Source organism: Streptomyces sp. TRD_SC_5, assembly GCF_056836825.1.
Map to the genome: position 1 here is coordinate 5,332,174 of NZ_JBWZZS010000001.1, position 23,496 is coordinate 5,355,669.

A 23,496-nucleotide genomic window follows, 5' to 3' on the forward strand; every position below is an offset into this window, starting at 1 on the left:
GTTGAACACAAGTCGCCACGCCGGGTCCACAAATTTCACGTTGCCCTACTCTTGACTTCGAAACCTGAAGACATAGTCTCGGCAACGTTGTTTTTACCTTCAAGTGGTGGGCAACGCGATGTTGTGCCCCACTTGAAGTGCTTGCCCCCCACGCCAGGCGACGCGGCCAGGCCCCAGGAGTTGATGTGACCAGCACTGCCCAACCACCGGCGTCCGGAGCCCGCACGGTCCACCCGGACCACCTCGGCCACGTCATCTTCATCACGGCGGCAGCCGCGATGGGCGGCTTCCTCTTCGGTTACGACAGCTCGGTGATCAACGGCGCTGTCGAAGGCATCCGAGGCAAGTACGACGTAGGTTCCGGCACCCTCGCCCAGGTCATCGCGATCGCCCTGATCGGCTGTGCCATCGGCGCCGCCACCGCGGGCCGCATCGCCGACCGCATCGGCCGTATCCGCGTCATGCAGATCGCGGCCGCGCTGTTCACGATCAGCGCCGTCGGCTCGGCGCTCCCGTTCGCCCTGTGGGACCTCGCCTTCTGGCGGGTGCTCGGCGGTATCGCCATCGGCATGGCCTCGGTCATCGGCCCCGCCTATATCGCAGAGGTCGCCCCGCCGGCGTACCGCGGACGCCTCGGCTCCTTCCAGCAGGCCGCGATCGTCATCGGCATCGCGGTCTCGCAGCTCGTCAACTGGGGGATCCTCAACCTCGCCGACGGCGACCAGCGCGGCAAGCTGCTCGGCATCGAGGCCTGGCAGGTCATGCTCGGTGTGATGGTGGTTCCGGCCGTCCTCTACGGCATGCTCTCCTTCGCGATCCCCGAGTCGCCGCGCTTCCTGATCTCCGTCGGCAAGGTCGACAAGGCCAAGGCGATCCTGGCCGACGTCGAGGGCAAGGACATCGACCTCGACGCGCGCGTCGCCGAGATCGAGCACGCGATGCACAGCGAGCACAAGTCCACCTTCAAGGACCTGCTCGGCAGCCGCTTCGGCTTCCTGCCCATCGTCTGGGTCGGCATCGGCCTCTCGGTCTTCCAGCAGCTCGTCGGCATCAACGTCGCCTTCTACTACTCCGCGACGCTGTGGCAGTCGGTCGGCATCAACCCGAGCGACTCGTTCTTCTACTCGTTCACGACGTCGATCATCAACATCATCGGCACCGTGATCGCCATGATGTTCGTCGACCGGATCGGCCGCAGGCCGCTCGCGCTCATCGGCTCGACCGGTATGGCGCTCGCCCTCGCCTTCGAGGCCTGGGCCTTCTCCGCGGACCTCATCGACGGCAAGCTGCCGCACACCCAGGGCATCGTCGCGCTGATCGCCGCTCACGTCTTCGTGCTCTTCTTCGCCCTTTCGTGGGGTGTCGTCGTCTGGGTCTTCCTCGGCGAGATGTTCCCGAACCGGCTGCGCGCCGCCGCGCTCGGTGTCGCCGCCTCCGCGCAGTGGATCGCCAACTGGGCGATCACCTCGAGCTTCCCGAGCCTGTCCGAGTGGAACCTCTCGGGGACGTACGTGATCTACACATTCTTCGCCGTGCTCTCGATCCCCTTCGTGCTCAAGTTCGTGAAGGAGACCAAGGGCAAGGCGTTGGAGGAGATGGGCTAATCCCCGCTGCCCCTCTTCTCGAACACGGCACTGCCCCGGCTCAGCTGTTGAGCCGGGGCAGTACGTTTTCGGCGAAGAGGTGCAGGCTGCGCCAGCCCTCGTCCACGGGCATCCCGCCGCACAGCGGATGCAGTACGAGACTGCCGGCCGCGAGCGCCACGCACTCGTCCGGCGTCACGACGCGGTAGACGCCTTCGTCGCGCAGTTCGCCGACGGTGGCCGCCCGCGAACGTACGGCCGACTTGATGTCCTTGGACTGCCAGGAGGCGTACGTCTGCGCCTCGTGCAGGAAGTACTCGCCGTACTCCGCCCACGTACGGTCCGGGTCCTCCGCGACATGCAGCAGCGGCGTCTTCTCCGCCGGCATCATGCAAAAACCCTGTCCTGTCGCAGTCCCGAACTCCGCCCGCTGCGCGTGGTAGTACGCCTCCAGCTCGGGCAGATGCGCGCTCGGGAAGAACGGCAGCCCGAGCCGCGCCGCCCGCCGCGCCGCCGCCTGCGACGATCCGCCCACCAGCAGGAGCGGATGCGGCTGGGTGTACGGGCGCGGCGTGACGCGCACGGTCCTGCCCCGGTACGGGAAGGGCTCACCGGTCCACGCCAGCAGCAGCGTTTCGAGCACCTCGTCCTGGAGCCTGCCGCGCTGCCCCCAGTCGACGCCCAGCTGCTCGTACTCCTCCGGCCGGTAGCCGATGCCCGCGACCGTGACCAGGCGCCCCTTGCCGATCAGATCGAGTACGGCGATGTCCTCGGCCAGCCGCAGCGGTTCGTACAGCGGCCCGATGATCGCGGAGACGGTGACGGTGATGCGCCGGGTCGCGCCGAGGACCGAGCCGGCGAAGACGAAGGGGGACGGCAGCCAGCCGTTCGCGGCGCCGTGGTGCTCCTCGGTCTGGACGGTGTCGATGCCGCGGTCGTCGGCGTACGCGGCCATCTCCAGCGCGGCGCGATAGCGGGCGGCGTGCGAGTCGGGGGTCGCGTCCGGATCGACGAGATTGAAGCGGACCACTGTGAAGGCCATGACGAAACGTCCCCCTCCGCCGGGTGTCGATGTGGCGAAGGGGGACGTTAGTTGACGTTACGTCAGTTGGACAGGCTTCCGACGCGCTCGGGCTGCGGCGCCTCGGCCCCGGGCTCCGGCTGTGCCACCGGCTTCGTCCTCGGCAGCACCGCGTACAGCACCGCGGCCACGACGACCGTCGCCGCCCAGCCCAGGCCGTTGCGCCCGATCCAGGAACCGGCGAGCGGTCCGGTGAACCAGTCGACCTTGGTGAACAGCAGGCCCGCCACCAGCGCGACGCCCCACGCCGTCATGGCCTGCCAGGCGAAACCGCCCCGGTACCAGTAACCACTGGTGCGGGTGGTGTCCATGAGCGCCTCACCGTCGTACGTACGACGGCTCAGCATGTCCACACCGAAGACGCCGATCCACGCCGAGAACGCCACCGCCAGCAGCGTCAGGAAGGAGATGAACGAGCCGAAGAAGCTCGTCGCCACCACCATCAGCAGGAAGCCGAAGATCAGGCTGATGATCGCGTTGACACTCACCGCCCAGGCGCGCGACACCTTGATCCCCAGCGTCTGCGCGGTGAAGCCGGCCGAGTACATCGACATCGAGTTGATCAGCAGCATGCCGATCAGGGCGATCAGCAGGTACGGAACGGCGATCCAGGTCGGCAGCAGCTCGCCGATGAAGGACACCGGGTCGGTGGCCGACGCCAGGTCCGGCGTACTGACGGCCATGACCGCGCCCATCAGGACCATGGGCAGGACGACAACGCCCGCGCCGCCGATGGTCGTGCCGACCAGGCCCTTGCCCGACGCCGTACGCGGAAGGTAGCGGGTGAAGTCGGGGCCCGACGGCACCCAGCTGATGCCGCCGGCCGCGATGGTGCCGATGCCCGCGATCATCATCGCGGTCGAACCGGCGGGCTTGGCGAACACGGCCGACCAGTCGGTGCCGGCGATCAGATAGACCAGCACGAGCACGCTGAAGGCGCCGAAGAGGTACGTCGACCAGGTGCTGCACCGGCGCAGGGCGTTGATGCCGAGGCCGGAGACCAGGAAGGTGCAGCCGACGAAGAGCAGCAGCGTCACGACGATGAGCGGGGTGTTGCTCTTGATGCCGAAGAGCAGATCGAGCACGGTCAGCACGGCGTACGCGCCGGTCACCGCGTTGATCGTCTCCCAGCCCCAGCGCGCGACCCAGATCAGCGAGCCGGGGAAGAGGTTGCCCCGCTGGCCGAAGACGGCCCTGGAGAGCGCCATGCCGGGGGACCCGCCGCGCTTGCCCGCGATCGAGATCAGACCGACGAGCCCGTACGAGACGACCGGCGCGGCGACGGCCACGCCCAGCACCTGCCAGAAGTTCAGTTTGTTGAAAACGACCAGGCCGGCGCCCATGGTGAGCAACAGCACGCTGATGTTGGCGGCGACCCAGGTGGGGAAGAGTTCGCGGACGCGGCCCGAGCGCTCGTTGTCGGGTACGGGCTCAAGACCGCGGGTCTCTATCGCGCCCTCGGACTCCGGGGCGGACGTTTCAGGCATGGTGGAACTCCGTGCAGGGGTGGGGGGAACGAACAGCATCTTACGGGCACACCGGCGTGCGGTCCCCCCAAAAGGTCCAAATCCTACGCAAGGCCCTCGTGTGATCCTCCGACAAGGCTCTGCGTCACGGCTGTGGCTGATACTGGGTGGGTTATGGAAATCCTCATCCTTGCTGTAGTCATCGCCCTGGTCGCGATCGGCGCCATCAGCGGGCTCGTGGTCAGCAGCCGCAAGAAGAAGCAGCTGCCACCGCAGGCGCCGCCGACCACGCCGACCATCACCGCCCCGCCCGCCGAACCGCAGGTCGGCGAGGACGCGGCGCCACCGCGCGACGAGGCGCGCCGGACCATCGAGGAGGTGGACCTCCCCGACGCGTCGACCGCCGTCGAGGAGCCCGTCGCCCTCGAGGACCCGGTCGTCGCCGAACCCGTCGCGCCCGAGATCGAGATCCCCGAGCCCACCGCCGGCCGCCTGGTGCGGCTGCGCGCCCGGCTCGCCCGCTCGCAGAACACGCTCGGCAAGGGTCTGCTGACCCTGCTCTCCCGCGAACACCTCGACGAGGACACCTGGGAGGAGATCGAGGACACCCTGCTCACCGCGGACGTCGGGGTGGCCCCGACCCAGGAACTGGTCGAGCGGCTGCGCGAGCGCGTACGGGTGCTCGGTACGCGTACGCCGGAAGAGCTGCGTCTCCTGCTCCGCGAGGAGCTGCTGAACCTGCTCGGTACGGACATGGACCGCGTGGTCCATACCGAGAGCGCGACCGACGTCCCGGGCATCGTCATGGTCGTCGGCGTCAACGGCACCGGTAAGACCACCACGACCGGCAAGCTCGCCCGCGTGCTGGTGGCCGACGGCCGCAGCGTGGTGCTGGGCGCGGCGGACACGTTCCGCGCGGCCGCCACCGACCAGCTCCAGACCTGGGGCGACCGGGTCGGCGCGCGCACGGTGCGCGGACCCGAGGGCGGCGACCCCGCGTCGGTCGCGTTCGACGCGGTGAAGGAAGGTATCGCCGAGGGCGCGGACGTCGTACTCATCGACACGGCGGGCCGACTGCACACCAAGGCCGGGCTCATGGACGAGCTCGGCAAGGTCAAGCGCGTCGTGGAGAAGCACGCCCCGCTCGACGAGGTGCTGCTGGTGCTGGACGCGACGACCGGGCAGAACGGCCTGGTGCAGGCGCGGGTGTTCGCGGAGGTCGTGGACATCACCGGCATCGTGCTGACGAAGCTGGACGGCACGGCGAAGGGCGGCATCGTGATCGCTGTGCAGCGGGAGCTGGGCGTACCGGTGAAGCTGATCGGGCTCGGTGAGGGCGCGGACGATCTGGCTCCGTTCGAGCCGGAGGCGTTCGTGGACGCGCTGATCGGCGACTAGCGCGGTGCGGCGGGGCGGCCCCAGGCCCCGCTCTTCAAACGCCGGAGGGGCTGGATGCGCCGCTGAGCGGCGCATCCAGCCCCTCCGGCGTAACCCCTACGCCGGCGACCGGTGCGCCACGTACGCCAGCGTCCCCAGCAGCAGCCGTGCCTGCGGCGGCGCCTGGTCCGTGTCCAGGGACGGGGCGCGGAGCCAGCGGACCGGACCCAGGCCGGCCAGGTCGGACGGCGGCGCCGTGATGTGGTCGCCGGGGCCCAGACCGCACAGGTCGAGCTCCGCGTCGTCCCAGCCCATCCGGTAGAGAAGGCGGGGAAGTTCCGCGGCCGCGCCGGGGGCGACGAAGAACTGGGCCCGGCCGTCCGGCGTCGCGGCCACCGGCCCGAGCGGCAGCCCCATCCGCTCCAGCCGTACGAGCGCCCGCCGCCCCGCGGCCTCGGCGACCTCGATAACGTCGAACGTACGCCCCACGGGCAGCAGCACCGAGGCACCGGGGAAGTCGGACCAGACCTTCGTCACGTCGTCGAGGCTGGCACCCGCCGGCACCTCGGGCGCGAAGTCCAGCGGATGGGCGCCGGGCGCCCGGCACGACGTATCGCCGCAGGAGCAGGCCCGCACCGCGGAGCCCGCTGCCGACGCTCTGGCGCCCGGCACGGCGGCCCAGCCCCACAGGCCGGTGTACTCAGCCACCGTTGTGCAGTCCGACATGCGGCCGCGGCGCCGTGAGCCGGACCGTGTCTCCCAGCCGATCGTGAAGCCCATGCCCCCTCCAACGGGTCCAGTGCGCCGGTGGTAACGACTTGGAGTCAAGCCGTTACGCTCCGCTGCCGTCCAGGCGGTCCGGCGGCGCACAGAGTCATCGGAGGTGGTGCGGGCCGGTCCGAGCGCCCCGGCGCACATCGCTCCGCCGACTCCCGATCGGCGTATGTCAAGTGAATCGCGCCCGACTGCGGGGGAGTTCATTCGATGGGGTGGCGAATGGTGGCGTTTGTGGAATCGCCATGGCCGGAGGGGTGATCGTAGGATTACTTTCGGTACACGAAACCCGGAATGACCGCGCGGGTGGGTATGCCGGAGGCAACCCGGTTTCCTGTTCGAAGGGGCGCATCCCCGGGACAACAGGCCGCAACTCACGGCATTCTGTCAGGGGTTCGGGCAAAGAGGCTTCAGCGGGATGGGGGCGTTCCAGTGAGCGGCAGTGGCGCAGGCGGTACGAACGCTGGAAAGCGCCCGAACGAGCAGCTGGGTTCGTGGTTCGTGCGCAGCGGCTGGTCCAAGGGCGAACTCGCGCGTCAAGTGAACCGCAGGGCCCGCCAGATGGGCGCGCACCACATCAGCACGGACACCTCACGGGTGCGCCGCTGGCTGGACGGCGAACAGCCGCGCGAGCCGATCCCGCGCATCCTGTCCGAGCTGTTCTCCGAGCGCTTCGGCAGCGTCGTCGCCGTCGAGGACCTCGGACTGCGCTCCGCGCACCAGTCACCCTCGGTGTCCGGCGTCGACCTGCCCTGGGCGGGTCCGCAGACGGTCGCCCTGCTCAGCGAGTTCTCGCGCAGCGACCTCATGCTCGCGCGGCGCGGCTTCCTCGGCACCTCACTGGCGCTCGCGGCGGGACCCGCCCTCATCGAACCCATGCAGCGCTGGCTCGTGCCGGCGCCTCCCGGGGAGCCCGGCCGCGCGGAACCGGCCGGATCGTCGCGGCGGCCGTCCCGGCTCTCCAAGCCGGAGCTGGACCTGCTGGAGTCCACGACGATGATGTTCCGCCAGTGGGACGCCCAGTGCGGCGGCGGACTGCGGCGCAAGGCGGTCGTCGGCCAGCTCCACGAGGTCACCGACCTGCTCCAGGAGTCGCAGCCCGAGTCCACCTCCAAGCGGCTCTTCAAATGCGCCGCCGAGCTGGCCGAGCTGGCCGGCTGGATGAGTTACGACGTGGGCCTGCAGCCCACGGCCCAGAAGTACTTCGTCCTCGCCCTGCACGCAGCGAAGGAAGCGGGCGACAAGCCCTTCGGGTCGTACGTCCTGTCGAGTATGAGCCGGCAGATGATCCACCTCGGCCGGCCCGACGACGCACTGGAGCTCATCCACCTCGCGCAGTACGGAAGCCGCGACTGCGCCACGCCCCGGACCCAGGCCATGCTGTATGCGATGGAGGCCCGCGCCTACGCCAACATCGGCCAGCCCAGCAAGTGCAAACGAGCGGTCCGGATGGCCGAGGACACCTTCTCCGACGCAGGCCTGGACGGCGAGCCCGAGCCCGACTGGATCCGCTTCTTCTCCGAGGCCGAGCTCAACGGCGAGAACGCCCACTCGTACCGCGACCTGGCCTATGTCGCCGGCCGCAGCCCCACCTACGCCTCGCTCTCCGAGCCCGTCATGCAGCGTGCCGTCGAGCTCTTCGGCAAGGACGAGGAGCACCAGCGTTCGTACGCACTCAACCTCATCGGCATGGCCACCGTGCACCTGCTCAAGCGCGAGCCCGAGCAGTCCGTCGTACTGGCCGAAAAGGCCCTCGGCGTCGCCCGGCGCGTGCGCTCCGAGCGCGTCAACACCCGGCTCCGCAAGACCGTCGACACCGCCGCCAGGGACTTCGGCGACGTCGCCCAGGTCCTGGATCTCACCGACCAGCTCGCAGCCCAGCTGCCCGAAGCCGCCGAAGCGGTCTGAGGGCCCGGCCGACGGCCGCCACAGACGCCGGCCGCGACAGCCACCCCGTGAAGCCCGACTCGGCTCCCCCGCGCCAGGTCAACCGGGTGGCGGTCGCGGCCGGTTTTTTGATGGTTGCGACACGATAACGGCCGCACGGCCCCCGGTCCGGCGGTTCACCCGTACGTAACACGCGCGACCTCTTCGTCACTGCGGCGAAACATCGAGGGGCATCGACGGAAACGGCGCTGCGCCAACCTCATGGCGCATAACGGCTCATCCCTTTGCTGCCGATCACGCCAACAGGTCATCAGGCCAACAGGCTCCGCCCCCGCACGGGCCGCACCGACGACGAGGAGACGCCGATGCCTCCAGGCATCATGACGCTCGCCGCAGACAAGATCGAACTGTCTGCCGCCAATACCGGCTTCATGCTCATCTGTTCCGCCCTGGTGATGCTCATGACTCCGGGCCTGGCCTTCTTCTACGGAGGCATGGTCCGGGTCAAGTCCACCCTGAACATGCTGATGATGAGCTTCATCAGCCTCGGGATCGTCACGATCCTTTGGGTGCTGTACGGCTTCAGCCTCGCCTTCGGCACCGACGTCGGCTCGGTCATCGGCTGGTCCTCGGACTACGTCGGACTGAGCAACATCGGAGTCACCGAACTCTGGGACGGCTACACCATCCCGGTCTACGTCTTCGCCGTCTTCCAGCTGATGTTCGCGATCCTCACCCCCGCCCTCATCAGCGGCGCCCTCGCAGACCGCGTCAAGTTCACCGCTTGGGCGCTGTTCGTCACCCTCTGGGTCACCGTCGTCTACTTCCCGGTCGCGCACTGGGTGTGGGGCTCCGGCGGCTGGCTCTTCGAGATGGGCGTCATCGACTTCGCGGGCGGTACGGCCGTCCACATCAACGCCGGCGCCGCGGCGCTGGGCGTCATCCTCGTCATCGGCAAGCGCGTCGGCTTCAAGAAGGACCCGATGCGCCCGCACAGCCTCCCGCTGGTGATGCTCGGCGCCGGACTCCTGTGGTTCGGCTGGTTCGGCTTCAACGCCGGCTCCTGGCTGGGCAACGACGACGGCGTGGGCGCCGTGATGTTCCTCAACACCCAGGTCGCCACCGCCGCCGCCATGCTCGCCTGGCTGGGATACGAGAAGATCCGGCACGGCTCGTTCACCACCCTGGGCGCGGCCTCCGGCGCCGTCGCGGGCCTCGTCGCGATCACCCCGGCCGGCGGCTCCGTCAGCCCGCTGGGCGCGATCGCCGTCGGCGCCATCGCCGGTCTGCTGTGCGCCATGGCTGTCGGCCTCAAGTACAAGCTGGGTTACGACGACTCCCTCGACGTCATCGGCGTCCACCTCGTCGGCGGCATCGTCGGCTCGCTCCTCGTCGGCTTCTTCGCCACCGGCGGCGTCCAGTCCGACGCCAAGGGCCTGTTCTACGGCGGCGGACTCGACCAGCTCGGCAAGCAGGCCGTGGGTGTCTTCGCGGTACTGGCCTACTCTCTGGTGGTCTCCGCGCTCCTCGCCCTCGTCATCGACAAGGTGATGGGCATGCGGGTCCCCGAGGACGACGAGGTGTCCGGCATCGACCAGGTCGAGCACGCCGAGACCGCGTACGACTTCAGCGGAGCGGGCGGCGGTACGGCCTCCCGTACGGCCGTATCCCCGGCGACGGGCCCGACCGACAAGGCCGGCGCCGCGACGCAGACCAAGAAGGTGGACGCATGAAGCTCATCACCGCAGTCGTGAAGCCGCACCGGCTCGACGAGATCAAGGAGGCCCTCCAGGCCTTCGGGGTCCAGGGACTCACGGTCACCGAGGCCAGCGGATACGGCCGCCAGCGCGGCCACACCGAGGTCTACCGGGGCGCCGAGTACACCGTCGACCTCGTACCGAAGATCCGGATCGAGGTGCTGGTCGAGGACGGTGACGCCGAACAGCTCATCGAGGTGGTGGTGAAGGCCGCCCGTACCGGCAAGATCGGCGACGGCAAGGTGTGGAGCGTGCCGGTCGAGACGGCGGTCAGGGTCCGGACCGGCGAACGCGGTCCGGACGCCCTCTGACCGCACGGTGAAAACGGGAGCTGCTGGGTGACGAGTGTGGAAGTACTTACTGAACCGGCCGACGACTCGGGACCCAGCGGCTACGCGGCGGCCCGGCTGCGACTTCTCCAGGAGAAGTCGCGGTCCGGGCCGTCGCGCCGTTCCGGTCTCGCCCGGCTGACCGACGACTGGCTGGAAGCACTGTTCACCACGGCCGCCCTGGAATCGGGGGTACGCGGCGCGGCACTCGTCGCCGTCGGCGGCTACGGGCGGGGCGAACTGTCGCCGCGCAGCGACCTGGACCTGCTGCTGCTGCACGACGGCCGCGCGGAGAAGAGCGCCATCGCGGCGCTTGCCGACCGCGTCTGGTACCCGGTCTGGGACCTGGGCGTGGCCCTGGACCATTCCGTACGTACGCCCGCCGAGGCCCGTAAGACCGCCGGCGAGGACCTCAAGGTGCACCTCGGGCTCCTCGACGCCCGCCACATCGCCGGGGACCTCGGAGTCACCGCCGGACTGCGCACCGCCGTACTGGCCGACTGGCGCAACCTCGCCCCCAAACGGCTGCCGGAACTCCACGAGCTCTGCCGGGAACGGGCAGTGCGGCAGGGCGAACTGCAGTACCTCCTCGAACCCGACCTCAAGGAGGCCCGCGGCGGGCTGCGCGACGCCACCGTGCTGCGCGCCGTCGCCGCCTCCTGGCTGGCCGACGCCCCGCGCGAGGGCCTCGACGCGGCGCGGCGCCGGCTCCTCGACGTACGCGACGCACTGCACCTCACCACCGGCCGCGCCACCGACCGCCTCGCGCTCCAGGAGCAGGACCAGGTCGCCGCCGCGCTCGGGCTGCTGGACGCGGACACGCTGCTGCGTGAGGTGTACGAGGCGGCGCGCACCGTCTCGTACGCCAGCGACGTCACCTGGCGCGAGGTCAACCGCGTCCTGCGCGCCCGGTCCGTGCGGCCGAGGCTGCGCGCCATGCTCGGCAGCAAGAGCGCCCCCGAACGCACCCCGCTCGCGGAGGGCGTCGTCGAGCAGGACGGCGAGGTGGTGCTCGCCCGCACCGCGCGCCCCGAGCGTGACGCGGTGCTCCCGCTGCGGGCCGCCGCCGCGGCGGCGCAGTCGGGGCTGCCGGTCTCCCTGCACGCCGTACGCCGCCTGGCGGCCGTCGCGCGACCACTGCAGGTGCCGTGGCCGGCCGAGGCGCGCGAGGAACTCGTCACGCTGCTCGGCGCGGGCGAGGCGACGATCGCGGTGTGGGAGGCGCTGGAGGCCGAAGGGCTTATCACCCGGCTGCTGCCCGACTGGGAGCGGGTGCGGTGCCGGCCGCAGCGCAACCCCGTGCACACCTGGACCGTCGACCGGCACCTGGTCGAGACGGCCGTACGGGCCTCCGCGCTCACCCGCCGCGTCCACCGCCCCGACCTGCTGCTGATCGCCGCCCTGCTGCACGACTTCGGCAAGGGCTGGCCCGGCGACCACTCGGTGGCCGGCGAGATCATCGCTCGGGACATCGCCACCCGGATCGGTTTCGACCGGGCGGATGTCGGGGTGATCGCCACGCTCGTACGTCACCACCTCCTCCTCATCGAGACCGCGACCCGCCGCGACCTGGACGACCCGGCGACGGTCCGCGCGGTCGCCGACGCGGTGGGGGCGACCGGCACCCTCGAACTCCTGCACGCCCTCACCGAGGCCGACGCGCTGGCCACCGGGCCTGCGGCCTGGTCCACCTGGCGCGCCTCACTCGTCACCGACCTGGTCAAGCGCGTCGCCGCAGTCCTCGCGGGAGAGGAGCCCGCCGCCCCGGAACCCGCCGCTCCCAGCGCCGAGCAGGAGCGCCTGGCCGTCGAGGCGTTCCGTACCGGAGGACCGGTTCTCTCCCTGCGGGCACAGACAGAGGGCCATGGGGGCGACGCGGCGGAGGAGCCGGAACCGCTGGGCGTCGAGCTGCTGATCGCCGTACCGGACCAGGCCGGTGTCCTGCCCGCCGTGGCCGGCGTACTGGCGATGCACCGGCTGACCGTACGCACGGCTGAGCTGCGGGCCGCCGAGCTGCCGGACTGGGTGGACGGCTCGGATGCGCGGACCGGCGTACTGCTGCTCGACTGGCGGGTGGCGGCCGAGTACGGGGCGCTGCCGCAGGCCGCGCGGCTGCGGGCGGATCTCGTACGCGCCCTGGACGGCTCGCTGGACATCCCCTCGCGGCTGGCGGAGCGGGAGCGCGCGTACGAGAAGAACCCGCGCAGGCGCGGCGCCCAGGCCCCGCCGCCCCGCGTCACGGTCGCCCCCGCCGGGTCCCGCCTCGCGACGGTGATCGAGGTACGCGCCCAGGACGCCCCCGGGCTGCTGCACCGCATCGGCCACGCACTGGAGGCCGCGAAGGTACGGGTGCGCAGCGCGCATGTGTCGACGCTGGGCGCGAACGCGGTCGACGCGTTCTACGTCACAGGGCCGGAGGGCGCCCCGCTACCGGACGGTGACGCGGCCGAGGTCGCCAGGGTTCTGGAAGCGGCCCTGGGCTGAGCGGCGGCGTAATCCGCTGTCCCGTGCGTGTGTTGATGTGTCGTACGCGGTCGCCTGTGCACGCGGGGGTGACCCGGTCGCCGCGAGACGGCCCGAGAGGGTGTCCAAGCGCTCCCCGCGTCTGCGGGGATCAGCCCTCGCCCGTGCTTAGTACGGGCGAGGGCCTTCCGCTTGGCGAGGTCCGGATACCCTGGAGGGCGATTGACCTGCCCCACCCCCGACCTTGAGGACCGACGAGCGCCGTGTTCGATACTCTTTCCGACCGCTTGGCGAGCACTTTCAAAAGTCTCCGGGGCAAGGGGCGCCTCAGCGAGGCGGACATCGATGCCACCGCCCGCGAGATCCGTATCGCGCTGCTCGAAGCGGATGTCGCGCTGCCCGTCGTCCGGGCGTTCATCAAGCAGATCAAGGAGCGCGCCGCCGGGGCCGAGGTCTCACAGGCGCTGAATCCCGCGCAGCAGGTCATCAAGATCGTCAACGAGGAGCTCATCGGCATCCTCGGTGGCGAGACCCGCCGCCTGCGGTTCGCCAAGAACCCGCCCACCGTGATCATGCTCGCGGGTCTCCAGGGCGCCGGCAAGACGACCCTCGCCGGAAAGCTCGGCCTGTGGCTCAAGGCCCAGGGCCACTCCCCGATCCTGGTCGCCTGTGACCTCCAGCGCCCCAACGCCGTCAACCAGCTGAGCGTCGTCGCCGAGCGCGCCGGTGTCGCGGTGTACGCGCCGGAGCCGGGCAACGGCACCGGTGACCCGGTCAAGGTCGCCAAGGACTCGATCGAGTACGCCAAGAACAAGCAGCACGACATCGTCATCGTCGACACCGCGGGCCGCCTCGGTATCGACCAGGAGCTGATGCAGCAGGCCGCGGACATCCGCGACGCCGTCAGCCCCGACGAGGTCCTGTTCGTCGTCGACGCGATGATCGGCCAGGACGCGGTCAACACCGCCGAGGCCTTCCGCGACGGCGTCGGCTTCGACGGCGTGGTGCTCTCCAAGCTCGACGGTGACGCCCGTGGTGGCGCCGCGCTGTCGATCGCCAAGGTGACCGGCCGCCAGATCATGTTCGCCTCCAACGGCGAGAAGCTGGACGACTTCGACGCGTTCCACCCGGACCGCATGGCGTCCCGCATCCTCGGCATGGGCGACATGCTCTCGCTGATCGAGAAGGCCGAGCAGACCTTCAGCCAGCAAGAGGCCGAAGCGATGGCGGCCAAGCTGGCGAGCAGCAAGGGCAAGGACTTCACGCTCGACGACTTCCTGGCCCAGATGGAGCAGGTCCGCAAGATGGGCTCCATCTCCAAGCTGCTCGGCATGATGCCCGGCATGGGGCAGATCAAGGAGCAGATCGCCAATATCGACGAGCGCGACGTGGACCGTACCGCCGCGATCATCAAGTCGATGACCCCCGCCGAGCGCCAGGACCCGACGATCATCAACGGCTCGCGCCGGGCCCGTGTGGCCAAGGGGTCGGGTGTTGACGTCAGCGCCGTGAAGAACCTGGTGGAGCGGTTCTTCGAGGCGCGCAAGATGATGTCGAAGATGGCCCAGGGCGGCGGAATGCCGGGTATGCCGGGGATTCCGGGCATGGGTGGCGGTCCGGGCCGTCAGAAGAAGCAGCAGAAGCAGGCCAAGGGCAAGCGCAAGAGCGGCAACCCGCTGAAGCGCAAGCTCGAGGAGCAGGCCGCGGCCGAGCGCCGCGAGCAGGCCGCGCAGTCGGGCGGCGCGCTGGGTCTGCCGGCCGGTCAGGGTGCGAAGGACTTCGAACTGCCCGACGAGTTCAAGAAGTTCATGGGCTGACGGGCGACCGTACGCACAGCGCCGTGGGCGCCCGTTCCTTTCCCGGAGCGGGCGCCCACGCTGCTTATGCGCTCATGGCGTACGTGCGATCAGATAGCGGAAGACGTTCGACATCCAGACCGTTCCGTCCCGCCGTACATGGGGGTGGAGCGCCTCGGTCAGTTCCTTCTCCACCTGCGCCGGATCCGTGGCCCGTACGGCCGCATCGAAGAGCCCGGTCGACAGGAGGCCGCGTACGGCGCTGTCCATGTCGGCGTAACCGAAGGGGCAGGCGACCCGCCCCGAGCCGTCCGGTTTGAGACCGGCCCGCGAGGCCACGTCCTCCAGGTCGTCCCTGAGCGCGGGCCGCCAGCCGCGGCCGCCGGTGGCGCGCAGGGTCTCGGTCAGCCGGGAAGCGACCCGCAGTACCGCGGAGGTCGCGCAGCGCTCGGGCGGGCCCCAGCCGGCCAGCACCACTTCGCTGCCGCGCGCGGCGAGGGGTATCGCGCTTTCGAGCGCCGCCGCGAGCCCCTCGGAGTCGCCGGCCGCGCAGCCGAGCGGTTCGAAGGCGGTGATGAGGTTGTACGCCGGGGCAGCGCCGTCGCAGACCTCTGCCGAATGGCCTTCGTACAGGCGTGTGGGGCGCGTGGGCCCGTCCGGGGGGACCCCGATGCCGCCGCCGTCCCGCGGGGCGTCCACCGGCAGACGCTCGCGGGCGAGGGCGACCCGGTCGGGATCGGCTTCGACGCCTGTCACCTGCGCGCCTCGCGACGCGGCGATCAGCAGGGCGAGTCCCGAGCCGCAGCCGAGTCCGAGCAGCCGGGTGGCGGGGCCCACCTCGAGCCGCTCGTACGCCGCTTCGTAGAGCGGGACCAGCATCCGTTCCTGAATCTCGGCCCAGTCGCGGGCGCGCGAGCCCGCGTCGGTCGCCGGCGCTGAGGCTGTGTTCGGGTCGTGCCGGTGGTGCCGGACGAGCGTAGGTGTCATCGAAAGCGCCCCAATCCGCCGAGAGGTCAATTCGTGTCCTTGTGGACGTTCCCCCGTGTGCGTGCTGTGCGTGCGCTCGTACTCCCCGTAGTCAGGGAACTCCGCATCCGGCATCAAGTCCAGGGGTCGTAAGGCAATGCTTGTGTGCCCCTGCCGTGCGCCCCCGAGCCGGAGCGGATCCAGGTTCCAGAGTGCCGTCGCCGGGCCGATCCCGCCACGGGAAGGACCACGAGGCCGTACGGGGTCCGGCCCCCGGGGACGGGGCAGTGCCCGGCGCGAAGCGCGCCCCCGGTACTGTCGCCGTCAGCGGCCAACGGATGCCCCGGCGTGCGGTCTTTGTCTACGCGCCGGGGCGTACGCGCGGGTACGCCCCGGGTTGATGCGAGCTGGGCGGGTCCTCCGCAGATCAGCGCACCCGCCCTCGTCAGGACGCATCAATGGCAACTGACTGGTACGTGCAAATTATTTGGGATGGCCCGGAATAGGAACACTGGGGCACCCCGGCTCGTTATCACGACGTGAGCACGACACCACCTGTTCTCGCCGCAGAGCTGGCGCAGGCGTGGGCCGACATTCAGCGGTACCACCCCGAGCTGCCAGACCTAGCCGCGCCCGAATCCCTCATCGGAGAGTCCTCGTCCGCCTGTGGCGCCGAACTCTCCTTCGAACGCCTGCTGCACGAGGCAGTCCACGGCATCGCCGCCGCGCGCGGCGTCCGTGACACCTCCCGCGCCGGCCGCTACCACAACCGCAGATTCCTCGCGATCGCCGAGGAGATGGGCCTCGACCACCCCGAGGAGCCGCACCCGAGCAGCGGTTTCTCGCTGGTCTCGCTCAACCCCGAGGCGAGGCGGCGCTACCGGCCGACGATCGAGCGGCTCCAGCGCGCCCTCAAGGCGCACACGGTCGCGACCGCGTCGGACACCAAGCGCTCCTTCCGCGGGCCTGCCGCCCGGCACGGTTCGTCCGGCGGCGGGGTGCGGGTCAAGGCCGTCTGCGACTGCGGGCGCAACGTCCGCGTCGTGCCTTCGGTCCTGGCCCAGGCCCCGATCGTGTGCGGGGGCTGCGGAAAGCCGTTCCGTATCCCGGAAGTGGTGGCCGCAGCGAGCTGACCGCCTATTGCCGACGCCATTCACGCCCGTGCGGAGCCGTGCTGGTCGGGTGCTGGTCGGGTGATGTCTGTGCCACAGGTGTGTGGCACAATGTCTAGCTGTACTCGACAGCCGCACAGGAACCCTCTCGCCTCCGGCTGACGCGTCCATCGGGCACCCCGAGTACCGCAACCCCACGTGGCATCTTCGTTGTGCCCAACCACGTCAGAGACCAGGAGACACCACTCCAGTGGCAGTCAAGATCAAGCTGAAGCGTCTGGGCAAGATCCGTTCGCCTCACTACCGCATCGTCGTCGCCGACTCCCGTACCCGCCGTGACGGCCGGGCCATCGAGGAGATCGGCCTGTACCACCCGGTGCAGAACCCCTCGCGCATCGAGGTCAACTCGGAGCGTGCCCAGTACTGGCTGTCCGTCGGCGCCCAGCCGACCGAGCCGGTCATGGCCATCCTGAAGCTCACCGGCGACTGGCAGGCGCACAAGGGCCTGCCGGCCCCCGCGCCGCTGCTCCAGCCGGAGCCGAAGGCCGACAAGCGTGCCGCGTTCGACGCGTTCGCCAAGGGCCTCGAGGGCACCGACGAGTCCAAGGGCGAGGCGATCACCCCGAAGGCGAAGAAGGCCGACAAGAAGGCTGACGAGGCTCCTGCGACTGCAGAGTCGTCCGCCGTTGAGTCGACCGAGGCCTGAGCATGCTCGAGGAGGCTCTTGAGCACCTCGTGAAGGGCATTGTCGACAACCCCGACGATGTGCAGGTCGCCTCGCGCAACCTGCGCCGCGGACGCGTGCTGGAGGTCCGGGTTCACCCGGACGATCTCGGCAAGGTGATCGGCCGTAACGGCCGCACCGCCCGCGCTCTGCGTACGGTCGTGGGCGCCATCGGCGGCCGTGGTATCCGCGTCGACCTCGTCGACGTGGACCAGGTCCGCTGAACAAAGTTGGCCGTTTTTACCTAGATACGCCGGCTCGGGCCGGGAAGGGCTCTGGAGCCCTTCCCGGCCCGTAGTCGTGAGACAGGAGAAACATCAAGTGCAGCTCGTAGTCGCACGGATCGGCCGCGCCCACGGGATCAAGGGCGAGGTGACGGTAGAGGTACGTACGGACGAGCCGGAGCTGCGGCTCGGGCCCGGCGCCGTACTCGCCACGGACCCTGCCTCCGCGGGGCCGCTGACCGTCGAGACCGGCCGCGTGCACAGCGGCCGGCTGCTGCTGCGCTTCGCGGGGGTCAAGGACCGCACGGGCGCCGAGGCCCTGCGCAACACGCTCCTCATCGCCGAGGTCGACCCGGAGGCGACTCCGGAGGACCCGGAGGAGTTCTACGACCACCAGCTGATGGACCTCGACGTCGTCCTGGAGGACGGCACCGAGATCGGCCGGATCACGGAGATCACCCACCTGCCCTCGCAGGACCTGTTCATCGTGAAGCGCCCCGACGGCAGCGAGGTGATGATCCCCTTCGTCGAGGAGATCGTCGCCGAGATCGACCTGGAGGAGCAGCGCGCGGTCATCACCCCGCCGCCCGGCCTGATCGACGACAGCCAGGCGGAGGTCGTGTCGTCGCGGGACGAGGACGACAAGGCATGAGGCTCGACGTCGTCACGATCTTCCCCGAGTACCTGGAGCCGCTGAACGTCTCGCTCGTCGGCAAGGCGCGGGCGCGCGGGCAGCTCGGCGTACACGTGCACGACCTCAGGGACTGGACGTACGACCGGCACAACACGGTCGACGACACCCCCTACGGCGGCGGCCCCGGCATGGTCATGAAGACCGAGCCCTGGGGCGCCGCCCTCGACGACGCCCTGGCGGACGGCTACGAGAGCGGGGCGCACGGCCCGGTGCTCGTCGTGCCCACGCCCAGCGGCCGCCCCTTCACCCAGGAACTCGCCGTCGAGCTCTCCGAGCGGCCCTGGCTGGTCTTCACGCCCGCGCGTTACGAGGGCATCGACCGCCGCGTCATCGACGAGTACGCCACCCGCATGCCGGTGTACGAGGTGTCCATCGGGGACTACGTCCTGGCGGGCGGCGAGGCCGCCGTACTGGTGATCACCGAGGCCGTCGCCCGGCTGCTGCCCGGCGTCCTCGGCAACGCGGAATCGCACCGCGACGACTCCTTCGCACCCGGCGCGATGGCCAACCTCCTCGAAGGCCCCGTCTACACCAAGCCGCCCGAGTGGCGCGAGCGGGGCATCCCGGACGTGCTGCTCAGCGGGCACCACGGGAAGATCGCCCGGTGGCGGCGGGACGAGGCGCTGCGGCGGACGACGGCCAACCGGCCGGACCTGATCGAGCGCTGCGATCCCAAGGCCTTCGACAAGAAGGACCGCGAGATGCTGAGCATCCTCGGCTGGCAGCCGGGCCCCGACGGCCGATTTGGGCGTAACCCCGAGGCCGTGGAAGAATAGGCCGCTGCTGTACGTCCGGCGTGCGCCCCTGCCACAGGGGGAACGACGCCCGCCCGACGCGGACAGCACCCCGAAACTCTCTTATCGAATTCCGTCGATGACCTGTGGCATCGGCGAGGAAGCAGACTCACATGTCCAGCCTTCTCGACTCCGTCGACTCCGCATCGCTGCGTACCGACCTTCCCGCGTTCCGCCCGGGTGACACCGTGAACGTCCACGTTCGCGTCATCGAGGGCAACCGCTCGCGTGTGCAGCAGTTCAAGGGCGTAGTCATCCGCCGCCAGGGTTCGGGCGTCCGCGAGACCTTCACGGTCCGCAAGGTCTCCTTCTCCGTCGGCGTCGAGCGCACCTTCCCCGTGCACAGCCCGATCTTCGAGAAGATCGAGCTCATCTCCCGCGGTGACGTCCGCCGCGCGAAGCTGTACTTCCTCCGTGAGCTGCGCGGCAAGGCCGCGAAGATCAAGGAGAAGCGCGACCGCTAAGTCGCGCATTCGGCGCCCGGGACCGGCCGGATAGGCTCACGTCCCGATGGACACCGAAGCACACGACACGGAGCGCGACCGCTCCTCCGCCCCTGAAACGGGGCAGGAGGAGGGGTCGCGCTCCGTGCGTTTTCTCGACACGCCGTGGCGCGGGCCGGCTCTGCTCGGCGCCACGTGCGCGGTTTTTCTGCTGCTCTTCAGCACCTTCGTGATGCAGCCCTTCCTGATTCCCAGCGGCTCGATGCAGCCCACCCTGGAGATCGGCGACCGGGTGCTCGTCAACAAGTTGGCGTACCGTTTCGGTTCCGTACCTCAGCGCGGCGATGTCGTCGTCTTCGACGGCACCGGGTCCTTCGTACGCGAGGAACCCTCCGGGAACCCGGTCACCGGGCTGCTGCGGTGGGCGGCCGCGGCCGTGGGACTGGCCGAGCCCGCCGAGACCGACTACATCAAGCGCGTGGTGGGCGTGGGGGGCGACCGGGTCGTGTGCTGCGACAAGCGGGGGAGGGTCGGGGTGAACGGCCGGCCGGTGGACGAGAAGTACCTGTACCCGGGCGACGCTCCGTCGCGTGTTCCGTTCGACATCGTCGTACCGCAGGGCACGCTGTGGGTCATGGGCGACCACAGATCGCATTCGCGCGACTCCCGCGACCATCTGGGTGAGCCCGGCGGCGGCATGGTGCCCGTCGAAAAGGTCGTGGGGCGGGCGGACTGGATCGGCTGGCCGGTGGGCCGCTGGTCCTCGCTGGAGGAGTCCGGCGCCTTTGTACGCGTTACGGCGCCCGGGCCGGTCGGGTCCCATGGGTAACCGGGGGCGGGCACGGGCGAGCCACCGTGCGGACACCAGGCTGCCCACGGGTACGCGGCCGACCACCGGGCCCGCGTTGCCGGGCCGGGCGGACCGGCGGAAGCTGGCGCGGCGGGTGAAGCGGCGGCGGCAGAGGTCGGCCGTGAAAGAGATACCGATCCTGATAACTGTGGCGCTGCTGATCGCGCTCGTACTCAAGACCTTCCTGGTGCAGGCTTTCGTGATCCCGTCGGGCTCCATGGAGCAGACGATCCGGATCGGTGACCGGGTGCTGGTCGACAAGCTGACACCGTGGTTCGGGGCGAAGCCCGAGCGCGGTGATGTCGTGGTCTTCAAGGACCCCGGCGGCTGGCTGCAGGAGGAAAAGACCGACATAAAGGACGACCCGGTGGTCGTCAAGCAGATCAAGGAAGCCCTGACCTTCATCGGGCTGCTGCCGTCCGAGGACGACCAGGACCTGATCAAGCGGGTGGTCGCGGTCGGCGGGGACACCGTCAAGTGCTGCGACCAGGACGGGCGGGTCACGGTCAACGGCGTACCGCTCGCGGAACCGTATCTGAATCCGGGCGACCGTCCCTCCGAGCTGGAGTTCGACGTGAAGGTGCCCGCCGGGCGGCTGTTCGTGATGGGGGACCACCGGTCGAACTCCGCGGATTCCCGCTTTCACCTGGACGAGAAGTTCGAGGGCACGGTCGGGGAGGCGGAGGTCGTCGGGGAGGCCGTCTTCATCGGGTGGCCCTTCAGTCACTGGCGGAAGCTGGAGGCGCCCGAGACGTACGTGAGTGTCCCTGACCCGCGCGGCGGGACGACGACGGCGACCGGACCGTCGAATAGGGTGTCGTCCCAGGATCCGAACGATCCGAACGCGATGATCCTGCTCCCGACCCCTGCGGAACTCCCGCTCGTTATGGGAGTGGTGGGCCTGCGCCAGGTATGGCGCGGGCGGTGGAACGGAGTGAGGAGTGGATGTGGGGGATTTGGCGGTCGGCGCACGATCCGAACGCGACGAGCCCGAGGAACGACCGGAGTCACCCGCAGCCGTGAGCGATGACGTACGGGGCGAAGACCCGAACAGCAGCGACAGCGACAACAGCAGCATCGGGGACGGCGCGGGGCCGAGGAAGCCGCGCTCGTTCTGGAAGGAGCTGCCGCTGCTGATCGGCATCGCGCTCCTGCTCGCGCTGCTGATCAAGACCTTCCTGGTGCAGGCGTTCTCGATCCCTTCGGACTCGATGCAGAACACCTTGCAGCGGGGCGACCGGGTTCTGGTCGACAAGCTGACGCCGTGGTTCGGCTCGGAGCCGGAGCGCGGCGAGGTCGTGGTCTTCCACGACCCGGGCGGCTGGCTGGACAACACCGCGGCGCCCGACCCGAACGTCGTACAGAAGTTCCTCAGCTTCATCGGCCTGATGCCGTCCGCGGAGGAGAAGGACCTGATCAAGCGGGTCATCGCGGTCGGCGGGGACACGGTCGAGTGCAAGAAGAACGGGCCGGTCGAGGTCAACGGGAAGGTGCTCGACGAGAAGTCGTACATCTTCCCCGGTGACACCGCGTGCAACGACGAGCCCTTCGGGCCGCTCAAGGTGCCGGACGGCCGGATCTGGGTGATGGGCGACCACCGCCAGAACTCCCTGGACTCGCGCTACCACCAGGAGCTGCCGGGCCACGGCACGGTCGCGAACGACGAGGTCGTCGGGCGCGCCATCGTGGTGGCGTGGCCGGTCAACCGCTGGTCCATGCTGTCGGTTCCCGGCACCTTCGACCAGCAGGGGCTCAACGCAGCGGGCATCGCGATGACGGCGGCGCCCGGGGCGCTGGGGCTCGCGGGTGCGGTGCCGCTGGTGCTGTGGCGCAGGCGGAGGCTGACCGGCGGGCGTACCGCCGGGTAGGGTGCCGCTCGGATCAGCGATTTTCGATCTCCTAGGTGGGGAGCGCTGCGATGAGCGGAACAGGACGTAAAGAAGGCGGCCACGGCCGGCTCGGCAACGCGTTGTCCGGGCTGGCCGTGGCCGTCGGCTGTGTGCTCTTCCTCGGCGGCTTCGCCTGGGGAGCGGTGCAGTACAAGCCGTACACGGTGCCGACCGATTCGATGGCCCCCTCGATCAAGGCCGGGGACCGGGTGCTGGCGGAGCGAATAGACGGCGGCGAGGTGCGGCGCGGAGACGTGGTGATCTTCACCGACTCCGTGTGGGGCAACCTGCCGATGGTCAAGCGCGTGGTCGGGATCGGCGGCGACAAGGTCGCCTGCTGCGGCAAGGACGGCCGGCTGACCCTGAACGGCAAGCCCCTCGACGAGCCCTACCTGCAGGACGGGGAGCCGGCGTCGACCACCCCCTTCACGTCCGAGGTGCCCGAGGGCCACCTCTTCCTGCTGGGTGACGAGCGGCGTACGTCGGTGGACTCGCGGGGGCACATCGAGGACGCCGCGAAGGGAACGGTCCCGGTGGGGAAGGTGGACGCGCGCGTCGACGCCGTGGCCTGGCCGTGGGGCGGGACCATCGACCGGCCGGACTCTTTCGAGGCGCTGTCCGGTGGGGTTTCGGAGCCCGGACCGGTCGCTCCGGTACTGGCCGCTGTGGTGGCGGGTGTGGTGCTGATCTTCGGTGGGGCGGCGTACGGACCTGTCGCGAAGCGGGTCGGGCGGCGGAAGGCGGGTACCGGTGGACGGTGAGGTGACGGTGGACTCGGAAACAGCGGCGCGAGAGCCGGTACAGCTGCGGAAGGTCGCGCGGGTGATCCTGCTCGATCCGGACGACCGCGTCCTGCTGATGCACGGGTACGAGCCCGAGGTACCGGCGCTGACCTGGTGGTTCACCCCGGGTGGCGGGCTGGAGGGCGAGGAGACGCGGGCCGAGGCGGCGCTGCGTGAGCTCGCGGAGGAGACCGGCATCACAGAGGTCGAGCTCGGCCCGGTGATCTGGCAGCGGCACTGCTCGTTCATGTTCGACGGGCGGCGCTGGGACCAGGACGAATGGTTCTACCTGGCCCGTACGACGCGGACCGAGACGGTGCTGGACGGACTGACCGGTCTCGAGCGGCGGAGCGTCGCCGGCCTGAGGTGGTGGACCTCCGCCGAACTGTCCGCGACGCGTGAGACGGTGTACCCCATCAAGCTCGCCGGGCTGCTGCGTACGCTGCTCGACGAGGGTCCTCCTGGTACGCCGATGGTCTTGGCCCCGGAAGTCGCATAGGGGCGC

The 23,496-nt window shown here is 70.0% G+C and carries 22 protein-coding genes; 18 read left to right on the forward strand and 4 right to left on the reverse strand.

Annotated features, from left to right (window positions below; genetic code table 11):
* Positions 1 to 185: 185 nt before the first annotated feature.
* Positions 186 to 1,604: a sugar porter family MFS transporter gene (locus tag AC1P0E_RS24590; RefSeq protein ID WP_482744288.1), complete on the forward strand. Its 1,419-nt coding sequence runs from the start codon at positions 186 to 188 to the stop codon at positions 1,602 to 1,604.
* A 40-nt stretch (positions 1,605 to 1,644) separates the two neighbouring features.
* Here AC1P0E_RS24590 and AC1P0E_RS24595 read toward each other — a convergent pair whose 3' ends face one another.
* On the reverse strand, positions 1,645 to 2,625 hold the full coding sequence (locus tag AC1P0E_RS24595) for an LLM class flavin-dependent oxidoreductase (protein WP_482744289.1): 981 nt from the start codon (positions 2,623 to 2,625) through the stop codon (positions 1,645 to 1,647).
* Positions 2,626 to 2,687: 62 nt separating this feature from the next.
* Positions 2,688 to 4,151, reverse strand: a complete 1,464-nt coding sequence (locus tag AC1P0E_RS24600; RefSeq protein ID WP_482744290.1) for a cytosine permease — start codon at positions 4,149 to 4,151, stop codon at positions 2,688 to 2,690.
* A gap of 153 nt (positions 4,152 to 4,304) precedes the next feature.
* Here AC1P0E_RS24600 and ftsY point away from each other — a divergent pair, with 153 nt between their 5' ends.
* Positions 4,305 to 5,528 carry a signal recognition particle-docking protein FtsY gene (gene ftsY, locus AC1P0E_RS24605; protein WP_482744291.1) on the forward strand — a complete coding sequence of 408 codons (1,224 nt, stop codon included), beginning with the start codon at positions 4,305 to 4,307 and terminating at the stop codon, positions 5,526 to 5,528.
* A gap of 96 nt (positions 5,529 to 5,624) precedes the next feature.
* Here ftsY and AC1P0E_RS24610 read toward each other — a convergent pair whose 3' ends face one another.
* Positions 5,625 to 6,287 (reverse strand): bifunctional DNA primase/polymerase, encoded by a 663-nt coding sequence (locus AC1P0E_RS24610; protein WP_482744292.1) that lies wholly within the window; start codon positions 6,285 to 6,287, stop codon positions 5,625 to 5,627.
* 426 nt (positions 6,288 to 6,713) lie between these two features.
* On the opposite strand from AC1P0E_RS24610, the gene nsdA reads away from it, so the two are divergent.
* From nsdA to ffh, 5 genes are all read left to right on the forward strand, one after another.
* A complete protein-coding gene (gene nsdA / locus AC1P0E_RS24615) occupies positions 6,714 to 8,189 on the forward strand; it encodes a transcriptional repressor NsdA (RefSeq protein ID WP_482744293.1) in 1,476 nt (491 codons plus the stop codon).
* A gap of 344 nt (positions 8,190 to 8,533) precedes the next feature.
* Positions 8,534 to 9,901, forward strand: coding sequence for an ammonium transporter (locus tag AC1P0E_RS24620; RefSeq protein WP_482744294.1), 1,368 nt, complete (start codon positions 8,534 to 8,536; stop codon positions 9,899 to 9,901).
* Positions 9,898 to 10,236 carry a P-II family nitrogen regulator gene (locus AC1P0E_RS24625; protein ID WP_384344490.1) on the forward strand — a complete coding sequence of 113 codons (339 nt, stop codon included), beginning with the start codon at positions 9,898 to 9,900 and terminating at the stop codon, positions 10,234 to 10,236. Before AC1P0E_RS24620 ends, AC1P0E_RS24625 begins: the two co-directional genes overlap by 4 nt.
* Before the next feature lie 27 nt (positions 10,237 to 10,263).
* A complete protein-coding gene (locus tag AC1P0E_RS24630) occupies positions 10,264 to 12,738 on the forward strand; it encodes a [protein-PII] uridylyltransferase (protein ID WP_482744295.1) in 2,475 nt (824 codons plus the stop codon).
* 242 nt (positions 12,739 to 12,980) lie between these two features.
* Positions 12,981 to 14,534, forward strand: a complete 1,554-nt coding sequence (ffh, locus tag AC1P0E_RS24635; RefSeq protein ID WP_482744296.1) for a signal recognition particle protein — start codon at positions 12,981 to 12,983, stop codon at positions 14,532 to 14,534.
* 72 nt (positions 14,535 to 14,606) lie between these two features.
* On the opposite strand, the gene AC1P0E_RS24640 is transcribed toward ffh, so the two are convergent.
* Entirely contained in the window at positions 14,607 to 15,500 is an 894-nt protein-coding gene (locus tag AC1P0E_RS24640) for a methyltransferase domain-containing protein (protein WP_482744297.1), read from the reverse strand.
* 518 nt (positions 15,501 to 16,018) lie between these two features.
* Here AC1P0E_RS24640 and AC1P0E_RS24645 point away from each other — a divergent pair.
* The 11 genes from AC1P0E_RS24645 to AC1P0E_RS24695 all read left to right on the forward strand — a co-directional run bounded on the left by AC1P0E_RS24645 (position 16,019) and on the right by AC1P0E_RS24695 (position 23,490).
* Positions 16,019 to 16,612 carry a hypothetical protein gene (locus AC1P0E_RS24645; protein WP_138901802.1) on the forward strand — a complete coding sequence of 198 codons (594 nt, stop codon included), beginning with the start codon at positions 16,019 to 16,021 and terminating at the stop codon, positions 16,610 to 16,612.
* Between the two features lie 229 nt (positions 16,613 to 16,841).
* Positions 16,842 to 17,297, forward strand: coding sequence for a 30S ribosomal protein S16 (gene rpsP / locus AC1P0E_RS24650; protein ID WP_482744298.1), 456 nt, complete (start codon positions 16,842 to 16,844; stop codon positions 17,295 to 17,297).
* A gap of 2 nt (positions 17,298 to 17,299) precedes the next feature.
* Entirely contained in the window at positions 17,300 to 17,539 is a 240-nt protein-coding gene (locus tag AC1P0E_RS24655) for an RNA-binding protein (RefSeq protein ID WP_005311361.1), read from the forward strand.
* 97 nt (positions 17,540 to 17,636) lie between these two features.
* The gene (gene rimM / locus AC1P0E_RS24660) at positions 17,637 to 18,191 is read left to right on the forward strand and encodes a ribosome maturation factor RimM (RefSeq protein WP_482744299.1); all 555 of its coding nucleotides are present in this window, start codon (positions 17,637 to 17,639) and stop codon (positions 18,189 to 18,191) included.
* Positions 18,188 to 19,009, forward strand: a complete 822-nt coding sequence (trmD, locus tag AC1P0E_RS24665; protein ID WP_482744300.1) for a tRNA (guanosine(37)-N1)-methyltransferase TrmD — start codon at positions 18,188 to 18,190, stop codon at positions 19,007 to 19,009. The genes rimM and trmD overlap by 4 nt, the downstream gene beginning before the upstream one ends.
* Before the next feature lie 131 nt (positions 19,010 to 19,140).
* Entirely contained in the window at positions 19,141 to 19,491 is a 351-nt protein-coding gene (rplS, locus tag AC1P0E_RS24670; protein ID WP_093798805.1) for a 50S ribosomal protein L19, read from the forward strand.
* Positions 19,492 to 19,537: 46 nt separating this feature from the next.
* A complete protein-coding gene (gene lepB, locus AC1P0E_RS24675) occupies positions 19,538 to 20,299 on the forward strand; it encodes a signal peptidase I (RefSeq protein ID WP_482744301.1) in 762 nt (253 codons plus the stop codon).
* Positions 20,292 to 21,350 (forward strand): signal peptidase I, encoded by a 1,059-nt coding sequence (lepB, locus tag AC1P0E_RS24680; protein WP_482744302.1) that lies wholly within the window; start codon positions 20,292 to 20,294, stop codon positions 21,348 to 21,350. Before lepB (AC1P0E_RS24675) ends, lepB (AC1P0E_RS24680) begins: the two co-directional genes overlap by 8 nt.
* Positions 21,277 to 22,188: a signal peptidase I gene (lepB, locus tag AC1P0E_RS24685; RefSeq protein ID WP_482745887.1), complete on the forward strand. Its 912-nt coding sequence runs from the start codon at positions 21,277 to 21,279 to the stop codon at positions 22,186 to 22,188. The genes lepB (AC1P0E_RS24680) and lepB (AC1P0E_RS24685) overlap by 74 nt, the downstream gene beginning before the upstream one ends.
* A gap of 50 nt (positions 22,189 to 22,238) precedes the next feature.
* Positions 22,239 to 22,970, forward strand: coding sequence for a signal peptidase I (gene lepB, locus AC1P0E_RS24690; RefSeq protein WP_482744303.1), 732 nt, complete (start codon positions 22,239 to 22,241; stop codon positions 22,968 to 22,970).
* Positions 22,960 to 23,490, forward strand: a complete 531-nt coding sequence (locus AC1P0E_RS24695; protein ID WP_482744304.1) for an NUDIX hydrolase — start codon at positions 22,960 to 22,962, stop codon at positions 23,488 to 23,490. Before lepB (AC1P0E_RS24690) ends, AC1P0E_RS24695 begins: the two co-directional genes overlap by 11 nt.
* The last annotated feature ends 6 nt before the right edge of the window (positions 23,491 to 23,496 follow it).